This is a genomic window from Mycolicibacterium komossense (assembly GCF_025822605.1).
Taxonomy (GTDB): Bacteria; Actinomycetota; Actinomycetes; order Mycobacteriales; family Mycobacteriaceae; genus Mycobacterium; species Mycobacterium komossense.
On the sequence record NZ_JACKTY010000029.1, the window covers coordinates 315,366 to 329,684 of the forward strand.

At 64.0% G+C, this 14,319-nt stretch carries 14 protein-coding genes; 10 read left to right on the plus strand and 4 right to left on the minus strand.

The window, feature by feature from the left end:
- Nucleotides 1-50 precede the first annotated feature (50 nt).
- The 4 genes from H7J73_RS14940 to H7J73_RS14955 all read left to right on the plus strand — a co-directional run bounded on the left by H7J73_RS14940 (nt 51) and on the right by H7J73_RS14955 (nt 3,604).
- Nucleotides 51-932 (plus strand): helix-turn-helix domain-containing protein, encoded by an 882-nt coding sequence (locus H7J73_RS14940; RefSeq protein ID WP_264068235.1) that lies wholly within the window; start codon nt 51-53, stop codon nt 930-932.
- Nucleotides 933-1,220: 288 nt separating this feature from the next.
- Nucleotides 1,221-1,478: a hypothetical protein gene (locus H7J73_RS14945; RefSeq protein WP_264068236.1), complete on the plus strand. Its 258-nt coding sequence runs from the start codon at nt 1,221-1,223 to the stop codon at nt 1,476-1,478.
- Nucleotides 1,479-1,634: 156 nt separating this feature from the next.
- The gene (locus H7J73_RS14950) at nt 1,635-1,964 is read left to right on the plus strand and encodes a DUF732 domain-containing protein (RefSeq protein ID WP_264068237.1); all 330 of its coding nucleotides are present in this window, start codon (nt 1,635-1,637) and stop codon (nt 1,962-1,964) included.
- 503 nt (nt 1,965-2,467) lie between these two features.
- Nucleotides 2,468-3,604, plus strand: coding sequence for a glycoside hydrolase 5 family protein (locus H7J73_RS14955; protein WP_264068530.1), 1,137 nt, complete (start codon nt 2,468-2,470; stop codon nt 3,602-3,604).
- A gap of 68 nt (nt 3,605-3,672) precedes the next feature.
- Here H7J73_RS14955 and H7J73_RS14960 read toward each other — a convergent pair whose 3' ends face one another.
- A complete protein-coding gene (locus tag H7J73_RS14960; protein WP_264068238.1) occupies nt 3,673-4,686 on the minus strand; it encodes a VWA domain-containing protein in 1,014 nt (337 codons plus the stop codon).
- Nucleotides 4,687-5,095: 409 nt separating this feature from the next.
- Here H7J73_RS14960 and H7J73_RS14965 point away from each other — a divergent pair, with 409 nt between their 5' ends.
- Nucleotides 5,096-5,242 carry a hypothetical protein gene (locus tag H7J73_RS14965; RefSeq protein WP_264068239.1) on the plus strand — a complete coding sequence of 49 codons (147 nt, stop codon included), beginning with the start codon at nt 5,096-5,098 and terminating at the stop codon, nt 5,240-5,242.
- Nucleotides 5,243-5,391: 149 nt separating this feature from the next.
- Here the strand turns inward: H7J73_RS14965 and H7J73_RS14970 are convergent, their stop codons facing one another.
- The gene (locus H7J73_RS14970) at nt 5,392-6,840 is read right to left on the minus strand and encodes an LCP family protein (RefSeq protein WP_264068240.1); all 1,449 of its coding nucleotides are present in this window, start codon (nt 6,838-6,840) and stop codon (nt 5,392-5,394) included.
- 231 nt (nt 6,841-7,071) lie between these two features.
- Between H7J73_RS14970 and H7J73_RS14975 the strand changes: the two genes are divergently transcribed.
- A complete protein-coding gene (locus H7J73_RS14975) occupies nt 7,072-7,428 on the plus strand; it encodes an ArsR/SmtB family transcription factor (RefSeq protein ID WP_264068242.1) in 357 nt (118 codons plus the stop codon).
- 261 nt (nt 7,429-7,689) lie between these two features.
- The gene (locus tag H7J73_RS14980) at nt 7,690-8,673 is read left to right on the plus strand and encodes an Acg family FMN-binding oxidoreductase (RefSeq protein ID WP_264068244.1); all 984 of its coding nucleotides are present in this window, start codon (nt 7,690-7,692) and stop codon (nt 8,671-8,673) included.
- A gap of 16 nt (nt 8,674-8,689) precedes the next feature.
- Here H7J73_RS14980 and H7J73_RS14985 read toward each other — a convergent pair whose 3' ends face one another.
- Together H7J73_RS14985 and H7J73_RS14990 are read right to left on the minus strand one after the other, a co-directional pair.
- Nucleotides 8,690-9,577, minus strand: coding sequence for a universal stress protein (locus H7J73_RS14985; protein ID WP_264068245.1), 888 nt, complete (start codon nt 9,575-9,577; stop codon nt 8,690-8,692).
- 129 nt (nt 9,578-9,706) lie between these two features.
- Complete coding sequence (locus H7J73_RS14990; RefSeq protein ID WP_264068246.1) at nt 9,707-10,576, minus strand: MaoC/PaaZ C-terminal domain-containing protein; 870 nt, start codon at nt 10,574-10,576, stop codon at nt 9,707-9,709.
- A 52-nt stretch (nt 10,577-10,628) separates the two neighbouring features.
- Here H7J73_RS14990 and H7J73_RS14995 point away from each other — a divergent pair, with 52 nt between their 5' ends.
- Genes H7J73_RS14995 through H7J73_RS15005 form a run of 3 tightly spaced genes read left to right on the plus strand, consistent with a single transcriptional unit; the run spans nt 10,629 to nt 14,311 of the window.
- Entirely contained in the window at nt 10,629-11,513 is an 885-nt protein-coding gene (locus H7J73_RS14995) for an acyl-CoA thioesterase (protein ID WP_264068248.1), read from the plus strand.
- Nucleotides 11,514-12,227, plus strand: coding sequence for a histidine phosphatase family protein (locus tag H7J73_RS15000; protein WP_264068249.1), 714 nt, complete (start codon nt 11,514-11,516; stop codon nt 12,225-12,227). It abuts the gene before it with no gap.
- A 53-nt stretch (nt 12,228-12,280) separates the two neighbouring features.
- Nucleotides 12,281-14,311: an SDR family oxidoreductase gene (locus tag H7J73_RS15005; protein WP_264068250.1), complete on the plus strand. Its 2,031-nt coding sequence runs from the start codon at nt 12,281-12,283 to the stop codon at nt 14,309-14,311.
- Nucleotides 14,312-14,319 lie beyond the last annotated feature (8 nt).

Sequence of the window (14,319 nt, forward strand, 5' to 3'; positions counted from 1 at the left end):
GGAGTGGCAGGACCCCCCTTGCGGACGGGGCAAGTGCCTACCCTGGTGCTGTGGCCGACAAGCAGAATCATCTCGGTGAGTATCTGCGCGCCCGGAGGAGCCTCGTCACACCCGATCAGGCGGGCATCCCCCAGCACCGCGGACGCAGGGTGGCCGGGCTGCGGCGTGAGGAGGTCGCCTTGCTCGCCGGCATCAGCGCTGACTACTACCTGAGGTTGGAGCGAGGTCGCGACCGTAACCCGTCAGTGCAGGTGCTCCAATCGCTTGCCCGCGTTCTGCAGCTCGACGACGAGAATTTGTCCTACCTACTGGACCTGGCGACGGAGAAGCCTCGAAGAAAACCGCGGTCCCGCAAGGAGACCGTGCCCAGCGGGATCGTGAAGCTGTTGCCGACACTGGCCCAGCCTGCTTTCGTCGAGGGACGCTACTTCGACATCCTGGCCGGTAACGCCGCGGCCACCGCGCTGTCGCCTCGACTTGTGCTGGGACGCAACCAGATGCTCGACATATTCCTCGATCCCGCCGAAATCGCGTTGTACCCCGACTGGGACGGCATCACCGCGTGCTTGATCGCCAACTTGCGACACTCGATCGGCTCAGACATCGAGGACGCACGCTTTATCGAGTTGGTCGGCGAGCTGTCGCTGGCCAGCCCGCGGTTCCGGTCGGTGTGGTCGCGCCACGACGTGAGACCACCGCAGGGGGCGCCGACTCGGTTCGAGCATCCTCAGGTTGGCGAGCTTCAGCTCAACCGCGAACGCCTCGCTATCGGCGGGACGGACGGCGTCCACCTGATCGTCTACCACGCCGATGCAGGCTCGTCCGATGCGGACAAGCTCGCCCTGCTCATCGCATCGGCGCTGCCGTCGGCTGGGCAACTCGACAAGCTCCACCCGATGGATGCGCGAGGAGCGCCACCATCCGATCGATGATCGCGGCGCATCCCGGCCGGCTTGGCGCTGATATTTCCCGATGCGTGTTCCTCAGTCCGGTGCGCGCTGTCCGAATGGGACAGAAGCGGCGCGGCCGCCCTGGCGGTGCCGAAGCAACGTGAGGTGGCCGGTGATATTAGAGAGCCGCGAGTACTGATGAACACCGTGCGCAGTATCAGCCCGACCGTCCACCTGAATTCACGACATCGAGCCGCGGGAACACTCCCGCAAAAGGGATCGTTCCGCTAGTTTCTCGTAGTGTTCGCTATCCCGATTGAGGAGTACGACATGGCTCTGTCTAAGCCCCGGATGTTTGTCATCGGAACCCTTGGCGCATTGGTCTTCACCGGAATTGGTGTGGGGACCGGCGTCGCCATCGCCGATCAGCCGCACATGGAGAACGCACTTCATGATTTGCAGACCGCCCAGTCGCAACTGCAGGTCGCCGAGCCGGATAAGGGTGGCCATCGCGATAACGCCATCAATTTGGTCAACCAAGCGATCAACGAGGTCAACCTCGGTATCCAGTTCGCCAACGGCCAATAGCCGAACCCGGCGACTCTGGTCGCTGCCGGGGCGGTGGCCAGCGTTGACATGCCGGCGGCCCGCTCGCGTCATCACGGCGTGACCGCGTCATCACGGCGTGACCGCGGAAAAGCGCCGATACCTGCGCACGCGGTCGAACGTCGCTATTGTGCCGATGTGAAGCTGTCGTCAGTTATGGCCGGGTGTGTCCTGGCCTTGGGTGCTGCTGCTCCAATGGCCCACGCTGACAGCGACGACGATGCTTACATTGCAGCCATTCAGTCGGTGGGTACCCCTACCGACAGTCCCGCGACGAACACCGCATACGGCAAGGGACTGTGTGCCCGGCTCCCCGAGGTTGGTTTCGATGCGCTGGTGGCGGCGGTGCACCACGATAATTTGTCGGCCAGCATCACCATGCACCAGTCCGCACTGATCATCGGCGCGGCCATATCGAATTACTGCATCGTCGAAGTCGACATGCTGCCGAAAAGCCTTGCTTACTAGGTGAACTGAAGGCACAGAATTCTGCGACAGCCTGGCCCCCGATGGAAAATCCGTTGTTCAGCCTTTCCGAGCCTCACGGCGCAGGTCGTCCCGTCAGCCGCCACGCCCAGCACTATCTCACCGCGGCCGGAACGGCCCGCCCACGGCCTCTGCGTCAAACCTACTGACAATGTCGCGTGCACCAACACGGCGCTGTATCCGGCCATATTGACCCGCGCGTCAGGAACGATCACCGACGCTATGGGTGGGCTATGCACTCGCCCTGAATTTGGTCACGAAGTGAAATCCTTTGGGTGTCAACCCGTATCGGCGCCTTTATCGATCGCTGCAGTGTCGGTAAGACAAAGATAGGGAAGATCGATCCGCATCACCCGGGGCGCGTGCGTGGCCGGTCTTCCTGACGTCGACGTCAAATAGCAACTCGAATGTCGAAGGAAGGCATGGCGATACGCAGCGCCGCGGATGACCACGGAAATGACAGTGGAGGTGACGAGGGCTGTTATCTGCCACGGCGAAGTGCCCTCAAGCTCCCGCTGTTATTGGCAGCAGGAGCAGCACTGACGGCGGTTCCGCGCGCCTCCGCCGCGCCGTCCCGCTGGTCAGCCGAGCGTGCCAACGCCTGGTACCAGCAGCAAGGCTGGCTGGTCGGCGCCAACTACATCCCATCCAACGCCATCAACCAGCTAGAGATGTTCGGACCCACTACCTACGACCCGAAGCGTATCGACGCCGAGTTGCGCCTTGCCCAGCAGATCGGATTCAACTCCATCAGGGTGTTCCTGCACGATCTGTTGTGGGCGCAGGATCACGCCGGCTTCCAAGCCCGTCTCGCGCAGTTTGTCACCATTGCGGCGAGCCGCGGTATCAAACCCCTGTTCGTCCTGTTCGACTCGTGCTGGAATCCGCATCCGGCGTTGGGGCCTCAGACCGCCCCGTGGCCGGGGGTGCACAACTCAGGCTGGGTGCAGAGTCCGGGCGCGGATCGCATTGACGATCCCAGCTATGCGCCCGTGCTGCATGACTACGTCACCGGAGTGATCAGCCAATTTCGTTCCGATGACCGCGTTCTGGGCTGGGACGTGTGGAACGAGCCGGACAATCCGGCTCGCGAATACCGCAAGTTCGAACGTAAAGACAAGCAGCAGGTGGTAGCAGCGCTGCTTCCACAGGTCTTCGAGTGGGCGAGGTCCGTCGACCCGGCCCAGCCACTGACTAGCGGTGTCTGGCAGGAAGACGCCGACCTCACATCAGGCGGCGGCACCATCAGCAGTACCCAACTCAACAGTTCCGACGTGATCACCTTCCACAGTTACGCCCCACCGGCCGACTTCGAAACACGGATCGGCGCGCTCGCCGCCCTGGGCCGGCCGATCCTGTGCACCGAGTACCTGGCGCGGACAAAGGGCAGCACCGTCGAGGGCATCCTGCCGATCGCCAAGCGACACAACGTGGCGGCCTACAACTGGGGCTTCGTCGCGGGGAGAACGCAGACCTACTTGCCATGGGATTCCTGGGACCATCCCTACACCGCTGCCCCGAAGTTGTGGTTCAGCGACCTTCTGCAACCCGACGGCAGCCCCTACCGCAACAGCGAGATCCAGACGATCCAGCAACTCGCCGGTAGGGGCGGCGCCGCCTAGCCCAGCGACCACAACCGCGCAGGGCCATGCGGCAGGCCCAGTAAGCCGATCGAGTCAGGGACTGACGATCACACCGGAACTCGGCGGTTGGTCACAATCGAAGCGAAGATGGCAGCCACCATTACCAAGGCCCCGAGTCGTATCCAGGTGTCGCTGGCGTCGCCATGGATAGTCTCGTAGCCGATCTGCTGCTGAAGGCTGGAGTAGACGCGCTTCAACTCGTCGAGACTGCCGGCGTGCATTGCCTCACCACCGGAGATCTCGGTAATCCGCTGTAGCGTCACGTCGTCGACAGGGACGGCTACCTGAACACCGTCGATCTGCACGGTCCCGTCCGGGGTACCGAACGAGATCGTGGAGATGGACACCCCTTGCTCTTTGGCGGCACGGGCCGCGGTGTAAGCGCCCCGGGGCGCGTCCGGATCCGGTGGCACGTTCTCTGCCCCGTCGGACTCCAGCACGATGTGCGCGGGAACCGGGGTGTCGCCGCCGCCCGTTACAGCGCTGAAGCTGGCGATGGCTTGCAATGCCGTGAAGAGTCCTTCTCCTGTCGCCGTGCGCTCCTCGGCGTGTAGCGAGTCGATCGCCGACTTCATGGCGGAGCGGTCGGTCGTCGGGGCCAGCAGCATCGTCGCCGTACCGCCGAATGAAACCAACCCCATGCTTATCCCTGGCGTCAGCTCGTCAGTGAACTGTTTACCAGCCTCCTTGGCGGCGATCAGTCGAGTCGGCTTGACATCGGTCGAGACCATCGATTCGGACACATCGATAACCAACATCACCACCGCACGGTGGAGCGGATTTCGCACGTTGTGGGTCGGTCCCGCCAGTGCGACCGTCAACATGACCAGTGAGAGCACCAACAGAATCGCCGGCAGGTGGCGCCACCGAGCGGCGCGTTGTACCGGCGCGATGCTGGCCAGCAGCTCCATATTGGTAAAGCGCAACGCCCGACGTCGACGCCGAGAGAACTGCACGAGAACGTAGAACGCGACCAGCGCCAACACGACGACCAGATAGAGAAAGAGTCCCGTGTGCACGAAGCCCGAGATCGCCAATGGACCCAGCAGCGGCACGTTCATCTGGCGGGTGGCCGTCGGTTGATCGTCAATGCGAATGCTGCGGCGGCCCCGATATCGATGGAAAACGTCGACATGGCTAGCCCCAATACGAACATCGACGGACGCTCGAAGCATGTCGGCGCGATCGGCACGGTGCCCGGCATCGTCAGCAAGGCAGGGTCACCGTCTTCATCACGCGGTCTCCTGTCGTACGGATTGCGAGATCTGGACGTAGTATACACTTGCGCAAGTGTTTGATTATCTAACGTGACACGCCATCAACTTGCGAGGTGCTCGATATGAAAGCTCCCAAGCCGCGGCAGGCGACGATATGGCAGCATGTCGCGTCTCGACAACCGATGACCAACAATCAATTGTCACAGCGCCAGAAGTGCTGGGTGCCAGCCTGATTCCGCACGGTGGAGGCGCAGTGGCCATCTTGATTGCCGGCATGGTCTGCGCGGTGATTGCCGCAACAGCAGCTTTGGAGATGCACCGCAACATGGTCGCGTGGATGGTCGCCACCTTCGTCGGCACGGTGTTGTTGCTCGCCGCGGCAATCGACCTGATGACGTAATCGGTTCCGCTCAAATACCTTGTAGCTCATGCTAATTAGCCGACCCCCCGTCAAGGACGAGTTCGTCGCCGGCCGGTGGGCGCTCGGTGATCGCCACCTTTCACACGAGACCTCATTCGGATCTGAACTCCTCGTAGAGTGACAGCCGACTAATCCACGCAGGGGATAGTCGTGCCGTCGAGTGGTTTACCCTGATCCGGGCTGCCGACCGAAGGGTCCGCGGAATCGGAGTTGGCGTCACCGATTTGATGGAGCGCGTCGACCGGCTGGTCGAATGCAGGTGGCAGCACGAAGTCGTGACCAAGGGTGACAACCACGTGGCCGGCCTGTAGCGCGGGGTCTGCGCGCGGTTCCGCAGCTATTCCCAGCAAGCTCGCGGCCGCGGCGGCGTCCGCATCAGCTCCAGCACCGAAAGTAACTGATGTGTCGGTGGATTCACCCGCAATGGGATTACGTACGTCTCCTGCGGCGTACCCGCGTTGAGTCAGGAACTCCGAGACCGAACCCGCCAATCCGGCCGTGTCCCCGGCATTTATCACGTCAATCTTGCTCGACTGTGGCGGGCGGGCGGGCGGCCCTCCGTTGAACGCAGCCGCCACCTGCGCCTTGATCGCCACAGGGTCGACGATGTTGACGTCCTCGTCGTTGACGGTGTCATAACGGACTACCGGCAGGGTTTGAAATTGGACATCCCGACTATCGATGGCTCCGATGCGGCTGAACCGGTCCTGATCCCAGCCGGTCGACAGGACGACATCCTTCTGGACGATGGCGATCAGACTGTTGAGCTTGGTGAAATCAACGAGTGAGTCGGCGGACCGCAGTTGCCGCATCACCGAGACGAGGAATGCCTGCTGGCGGTGAGTTCGATCGAGATCACCGTTGTCCAGGCCGTGCCGTTGCCGGACGAATGCCAATGCCTGTGCAGCATCTAATGTTTGGGGGCCCGCAGGAAAGTCCGCACCCGAGTACTCGTCCTGCACCGGATTGTTCAAACACACCTGGATCGAGCCCAACGCAGAGGCCAAATCATAGAAACCGGCGAGGTTGACCTCGGCAAAATTGTCGATCGGTTGGCCCGTCAGGTCACGCACCGCCCGCAGGGTCGCCGCCCGGCCGGCCTCGCGTCCTTTGCTTTCCAAGATCGCCTGATCACCGACCCCTTCGTCAACCAGCGTCTGCTCAGCGGCCGCCTTGGCCAGCCCGTACGCCTCTTTGATCTTGATGTGGTCGTAACCCTCGATGCCGTCAGCAGCCACGTAGTCGTCGCGCGGAATAGAAAAGGCGGTCACATGATTGTCGGAACTGATATGCGCGAGGATCAAGGTGTTGGTGTTGTAGCCGCCCGCATCCGAGTCACCTGCGTGGAGCTGATCCAAGATGGCCTGCGATAAGTCGTTGCCCTGTTGATCCTTCCGCGAGTCCAACCCGATAAGAAGAATGTTCATCTCGCCGGGCGCGGACCGCGGGGAGTCGATACCCAAGGCATGCGAGATCGTGATGCCGGCCAGGGCGTGATGCGAGCTCCACCACAACATCCCGATCAGCGCAACCACCAACGCTGACGTGGTCGCCATCCCGAACCGCACGATTCGCATTGCCATTTCCTCGAATTCGCCTAGCCGTGCCGGAGTTCAACAGCTTTGTGAAAGCACTTCCGCCCGAAAGGAGAGGCGCCGCTCGCGTCATGTCGACGTCCACCTCCCCAATCTCGCCTTCTGACAGATTTCCAGACAGTGCCACCAGTAAATCCGAACGTGGAACAACAGTCAAACACTTGCGCAAGTGTTTTCGGTCAGTCAACATTGCTTCGCACGGAAGGGAGCCCTGTGAACAAGCAGCCGCCGGCATCGCCGGCCGCGTTGATATCACCCGAGAAGCTCTACGACACCGCCAACCTGTTCGGGTTGCTGTCGGCGACCGCGCGGCTACACATAGTCTGGTTACTCGCGGACGGCGAGCACGACGTCGGAACCCTGGCCGAGGCTACTGGCCACAGTATGGCTACCGTCAGTCAGCATCTCAGTAAGCTCAAGCTCGCCGGCGTGGTGCGTGCCCGCCGGGACGGTAGGCGTCAGGTTTATCTCGTCGAGGACGCCCAGGTTGTCAATCTCGTTCGAACGGCGTTCGGCGAGCACCGCCAAGATCTGACTGAACCCGCGCGCAGACTGGGCAACGCGCGCTGACACCCGCCCATCGTGACAACAATCCGGCAATTCCGCACTGCTGGTGAAGGACTGATGGCGGACGGCGAATCCCGAAGTCCGCTGTGACTTCCCCGGAACCACCAGGCGCCGCAGTGCACGATGGCATTGCACGATGGCATTCCACGAGGCCGCCGCTTCAACAAAGACTGCCCTACGTCCCCGCCATCGGGGACCAACGGCACTGGTAGCGACACCTGCGCTCAGAGACGATGAGGATGAGCGACGGAAGCGGTGGTGGAGATGCCTCAACACTTGGTGGAGACCGATGTCATCAGGAGCGCGATCGGCCTGGCCTCACGGGCGCCGTCGCTGCACAACACCCAACCTTGGCAATGGGTCACCGACGGTGTCGAGTTGCAGCTGTACCTCGCGCGCGGACGCATCGTGCGGCACACCGACGCCGCCGGCCGGGAGGCGCTGATCAGCTGCGGCGCCATGCTCGATCACGTCCGGGTGGCGATGGCCGCGGCGGGTCGGCGCACAACCGTCGAACGGTTCCCCAACCCGGACAACCCCGAACACCTCGCCACGCTGACCTTCAGTCCGCTGGACTATCCAGCCGATTCCGTGCAGCTCATCGCCGACGCGATCGTGCTCAGACGCACCGACCGACTGCCATTTCACGCCCCCGTCGACTTCGGGCGCGTCGAATCAGTGCTGCGGCGAGCGCTTGCCACCACCAGGGTGCGCCTCGACGTGCTGGTCGACAAGGAACGGCAGGACCTTGTCGAGGCATCGCGCGTCAGCGAGGCCGCCCGGCGGTTCGACACCAACTATGGCGCCGATCTCGATTGGTGGACAGCGCCTTTCGGGTTGGATTCTGGGATTCCACGCACCGCACTACCGTCGGTACCCGAAGCGGATCGGGTGAACATCAACCGGCATTTCCCGGTCGGCCCGTCCGGGGACCGGCGAGCGGCGATCACCCACGATGAGTCCACTGTGCTTGTCCTCTCGACACCGGACGACTCCCGCGCCGCCGCCCTGGAGTGCGGTGAGGCACTGTCGCAGGTGCTCCTCGAATGTACGTTGGCCGGCCTGGCCACCTGCACGATCACCCATCTGACCGAAGACCCGTCAGCGCGCAAGGTGCTGGCCGGCCTGATCAGGCACGCCGGCGTGCCGCAACTGCTGATCCGGGTCGGGCGAGTGCCCACCCTGGAGCAGGGCGCACCGGTCACACCACGCAGGACTGTCGACGACATTCTGTGGGTTCGGTTCTGACCCTTGACAATCGGTCCTAGGGCAGGTCCTGGTCGCTGAACTGTTCCCTCGGCACCACAACCATCGGAACTTCCAGAACTCGCAGCATTTTCGCGGCCGTCGAGCCCAGGAACAACCGCCGTGGCGCACCCAGCCGACTGGAACCGACCATGATGATATCGCCGTCGTGCCAATCCAGTTTGTTGACCGCGGCCTCGACCGTTGGCCCGTCGACGATAGTGGCTTCCACCGGGAATCCTTCCGGCAAGCCATCTTTGGCCGAATTTAGGGTCTCGTTGGCGTGTCTGATGGCACGTTCGTGCACCGATTCGTTGTCACCGCGTAGTGATCCGTACATCGGGTCGAGAGCCACCAGCGATACTAGCCGCAGCGGGGTACCCGCGGCCGCGCTGGCCCTTACTGCCGTCTCCAGCAACAGGTCAGCACCTTTGCGTCGGCCCAGCGCGCAGGTGACCTCACGCACCCGGTCGACCTTCGAATACCGGGTACCGCGCGGAGCGAGCGCCAGCGGCACCGGCGCGGAGTACAACAGGTCGGAGGTGACCGAGCCGATCGTGTAGCGGCCCATCAGTCCATCGTGGGCCGCCCCGACGACGATGGCGTCGGCTTCCAGGCGCGCGGCCTGCTGGATCAGCCCCTCGGCAAAGGACTCGTTGAAGCTGATGTGGGTGTCGACCTCGATATCCTCGGGCACGGTCGCCGCCGCGTCGTCGAGCCACTTCTGCGCCCGCTGGAACAGGATCTGCTCGTATCCGCCGACGGTGACGAGATCGGGCAGGAGCCGATCGGTCGGGAGCACGATGCACAGATCGATACGCGCCTCCAGCGTCCGGGCCAGCCGGACCGCGAGGGTCAGTCCGTCGTCACCACTCGGGGTGGCCAGGTAGCCAACTATGAGCCTCATCGGCGATAACCACCTTTTCCCGAACCGCGTTATACGGATGTGTCTGCGGACATCCTGTCAACGCGCGCGACCGTGCACCGGCAGTTCGCGGAAATCAACCAGCCGCAATCGAATCCGTGGCACACACAGCTACTCCGAGAAGGTCGCGACACCGTCTTCGAGGACAAGCCGCGCCCCAGAGCCGTCGGGCGCCGCAGCCTCGGTGGTGAACACTGCGTGGCCGGGCTCCGTCCGCCAGATCGACGTGGTCAGGGTTTCCCCGGGAAACACCGGCGAGGTGAAGCGCGCTTTGATCCCGGTGACGCGCGAGGCGTCACCCTGCCCCAGGTCGGCAACCAGCGCGCGTCCCGCGAAACCATAGGTGCACAGGCCGCGCATGATCGGTTTGGGGAAGCCCGCCAGAGTCTGGGCAAACCATGGATCGCTGTGCAATGGATTGCGGTCACCGGAGAGCCGGTAGATCAGTGGCTGATCCTCCCGGGTCGGCATGATGGTCCGGGAATCGGCGGTGCGGTCGGGGATTTCAGGAGCTGTCGCGCGCTCGCCCTGGACGCCACCGAAACCGCCGGCCTTGCGGATGACGAAGGTCGAGAGTGTCTCGGCCACCAGCTCAGAGGTCACCGAGTCGGTGCCGGTGGCACGGAGCACGATGATGGCGTTCTTGCCCTCGCCCTTGTCCTGGATGTCGGCGACTTCCGAGGCGACGCTCAGCGACCCGGTCGCCGACAGCGGTTTGTGCAGGATGATCTCCTGCGAACCGTGCAGCAGCAGACCGAAATTGAAGTCACCCACCTTCGCGAGCGCCGGGAATCCCATACAGGCGATGACGGCGTAGGTCGGCAGCACCTGCTGAGGGATGTCGTGGCTGTTCTCCGTGGTGAAGGCCAGATCCGCGGTGCCACAACCCACGCCAAGGGCGTAAAGCATGGTGTCGCGATCGGTCCAGGAGAAGGTGTGTGGGTCAACCGTGGCGCCGACGGCGGTGGGATCGATGGGCATGACCTCGATAATTGCAGACCCGGTTCAGCAGACGAAGACTGACCATGGCTACATGAACGTCGTGGCTGAGACGTTGACCGACATCCTGGAGTTGTTCACGATCGAGGACGTCGGGGGTGGCTCGTTCCTCGGACGGCAACCAGACGGTCGTGATCGGGTTCGGGTGTACGGCGGTCAGGTCGTCGCCCAGGCGATGATGGCGGCAGCGCGCAGCGCGCCGACGCGGCAGATCCACAGCCTGCACGTCGCGTTCCTACGGCCCGGTAATCCGGCGAGTCCACTGCAGTATGACGTGACCACGCTGCGAGAAGGGCGGACCTTCTCCACCCGCCGGGTGTCCACCAGCCAGGCCGGCGTGCTGATCATGGAAGCGATGATCTCGTTCATCGAAAAGATCGACGGCGACGACTATCAGCACCCGATGCCCGACGTCCCGGCCCCGGAGACGCTGATCCCGATCGCCGATGCGTTGAAGCCGTACGCCGACGAGGAGTACAGCACTTTGGTGCGCAATCAGGCGTTCGAGATGCGCTATGTCGACCTGCCGCCACGGATCTCGGTCGACGGGCAACCGCCCGCGGTAGCGGTCTGCCGACTGTGGCTGCGCGCCGACGGCGAGGTACCTGCCGAGGTGCGCGACGATCCGTTGCTGGCGAACTGCCTGCTGGCCTACGTCAGTGACTGGTCGATCCTCGACCCGGTGCAGATCGGCGTCGGCAAAACCTGGCAAACCCTGGATGCGATGGCGTCGCTGGATCACGCCATGTGGTTTCACCGGCCGGTCGATTTTTCTGACTGGCTGCTCTATGACCAGCAGTCCCCCAGTGCAATCGGGGGCCGAGGTCTGGGTTGTGGCGCGATCTACAACCGCACGGGCGCACTGGTCTGTACGGTGACCCAGGAGGGATATCTGGGCAGGCTGAAAAGACGGAGCTAGATGCCACACGTATCGCGAAGAGTGTTCGGCAAAGCCGCTGCGGCAGCAACTGTGGCGATGGTGGTCGCCGCGTGCGGTTCGACGCCGGCCGCTCCCCCGTCGATCACGGTGACGTTCATCCGTCACGCCGAGTCCGAGGCCAATGCCGCCGGTGTCATCAACACCGTGGTGCCCGGCCCCGGCCTCACCCCCGAGGGCGGACAGCAAGCGCAGAAGGTCGCAAATGATCTGCGCGGCAAGAACTATGACGGCGTCTTCGCTTCGGCGATGGTTCGCACCCAGGAGACTGCGGCTCCCCTGGCGAAGGACCTCGGCAAGCAGGTGCAGGTGCTGCCGGGGCTCAACGAGATCTCCGCGGGCCGGTTCGAGGGAGAGTCGGGCGCTGGCGCCATGGCCGCGTACTTTGTCGCGCCGTCGGCGTGGCTCAAGGGCGACCGCAACGCGGCGATTCCCGAGTCGATCAACGGTAACCAGTTCAACAACGACTTCACCGCGGCGGTGCAGAAGATCTACGACAGCGGCGACAAGAATCCCGTCGCCTTCTCCCATGGCGCGGCGATCATGGTGTGGACGGCCATGAACGTCACGAACCCCAAGGACAGCCTGCTGACCACACATCCGCTCCCCAACGTCGGTCGGGTGGTGATCCGCGGAAACCCCACGACCGGCTGGACGCTGGTCAGCTGGGACGGTCTGGATCAGACCGGAAGCTAGCGCGTCGGTCCGAGTTGTTGACGTTTGCCCGGCGACGGGTCACGATGACTCGCATGAATTATGTCGTTACCGGCGGTACCGGGTTTATCGGCAGCCGTGTCATCACCCAGATCCTGGCGACCGAACCCGACGCAGTGGTCTGGGTGCTAGTCCGGCCCGCCTCGCTGGGACGCTTCGAAAACCTGTCAGCCCGGTGGGGTGAGCGCGCCAAAGCGCTGGTCGGCGACCTGACGGCGGCAAATCTCGGGTTGTCCGCGGAAGCGGTCGCAGAGTTGGACTCCGTCGAGGCCGTGGTGCACTGCGCCGCGATCTACGACATCACCGCCGGTGAAGCGGAGCAGCGGGCCGCCAATGTGGACGGCACCCGCGCCGTGATCGGGCTGGCGAAAAACCTTGCCGCGACGCTGCACCACGTGTCGTCGATCGCGGTGGCGGGCACCTTTCCCGGTGAGTACAGCGAGAACGACTTCGACGTCGCGCAGGAATTGCCGACGCCTTATCACCAGACGAAATTCGAGGCCGAGCAGCTGGTGCGGTCCACCCCAGGGCTGCGCTATCGGGTGTACCGGCCCGCCGTGGTGGTGGGCGACTCGCGGACCGGTGAGATGGACAAGGTCGACGGGCCCTACTACTTCTTCGGGGTGCTGGCCCGGTTGGCGGTGCTGCCGAAGTTCACGCCCATCGTGCTACCGGATTCCGGCCGGACCAATATCGTGCCGGTCGACTATGTCGCCGATGCCCTGGTCGCTCTGCTGCATGTCCAGGGACGCGACGGCCAGACGTTCCATCTGACCTCGCCGGAGTCGATCGGTCTGCGCGAGATCTACCGCGCGGTGGCACCCACCGCCGGGTTGCCGCCGCTGCGGGCCACCCTGCCGAAGGCGGTGGCCGCGCCGTTCCTGGCGGCCCAGGGGCGGGCGAAGGTGTGGCGCAACATGGCCGTCACTCAGCTCGGCATTCCTGCCGAGATCCTCGACGTCGTCGACCTGGCTCCGACGTTCAGCACCGAAAACACCCGAGATGCACTGCACGGCAGCGGGATCGAGATTCCCGAATTCGCGTCGTATGCTCCCGCACTGTGGCGATACTGGGCGCAGTACCTTGACCCGGATCGCGCCAGGCGGGTCGATAAGGACGATCCGCTGGCCGGACGGCACGTCATCATCACCGGCGCCTCCAGCGGGATCGGCCGGGCCTCGGCGATCGCGGTCGCCGCGCGCGGTGCGACGGTGTTCGCGCTGGCCCGCAGCGCCGACGCGCTCGACGATCTGGTGGGCGAGATTCGCGCCGACGGCGGTCAGGCGTACGCCTTCACCTGTGATGTCACCGATTCAGCGTCGGTTGACCATACGGTGAAGGACATCCTCGGCCGATTCGGGCACGTCGACTATCTGGTCAACAACGCGGGCCGGTCGATCCGCCGGTCGGTGGATGCGTCCACCGACCGGTTACACGATTACGAGCGCGTCATGGCGGTGAACTATTTCGGTGCGGTCCGGATGGTGTTGGCGCTGCTGCCACACTGGCGAGATCGCCGATTCGGTCATGTGGTCAACGTGTCCAGCGCCGGCGTGCAGTCCACCTCCCCGCGCTATTCGGCGTATCTGCCGAGCAAGGCCGCCCTCGACGCCTTCGCCGAGGTGGTGTCCACCGAAACACTCTCGGATCACATCACTTTCACCACGATTCATATGCCGTTGGTCCGCACGCCGATGATCGCTCCGTCGCAGCGATTGAATCCGATCCCGGCGATCAGTCCCGAGCATGCGGCGGCGATGGTGGTGCGCGGCCTGGTGGACAAGCCGATCCGGATCGACACCCCGCTAGGCACCTTGTCGGACGCCGGACGGTATCTGACCCCGAAGTTGTCACGGCGCGTACTGCATCAGGTGTATCTCGGGTATCCGGATTCGGCGGCCGCTCGCGGGGTGGGCGGGAGCCAGCCCAGCGTAGTGACTCCGGAGCGCGCCGAGCGCGCCAGACGGCCGAAGCCACCGACCCGCGCCGCGCGGGCTGTGCGCGGCTTGCGGGTGCCGCGACCGCTGAAGACGGTGGTGCGACGCGTGCCCGGCGTGCACTGGTAGCCCGCGCC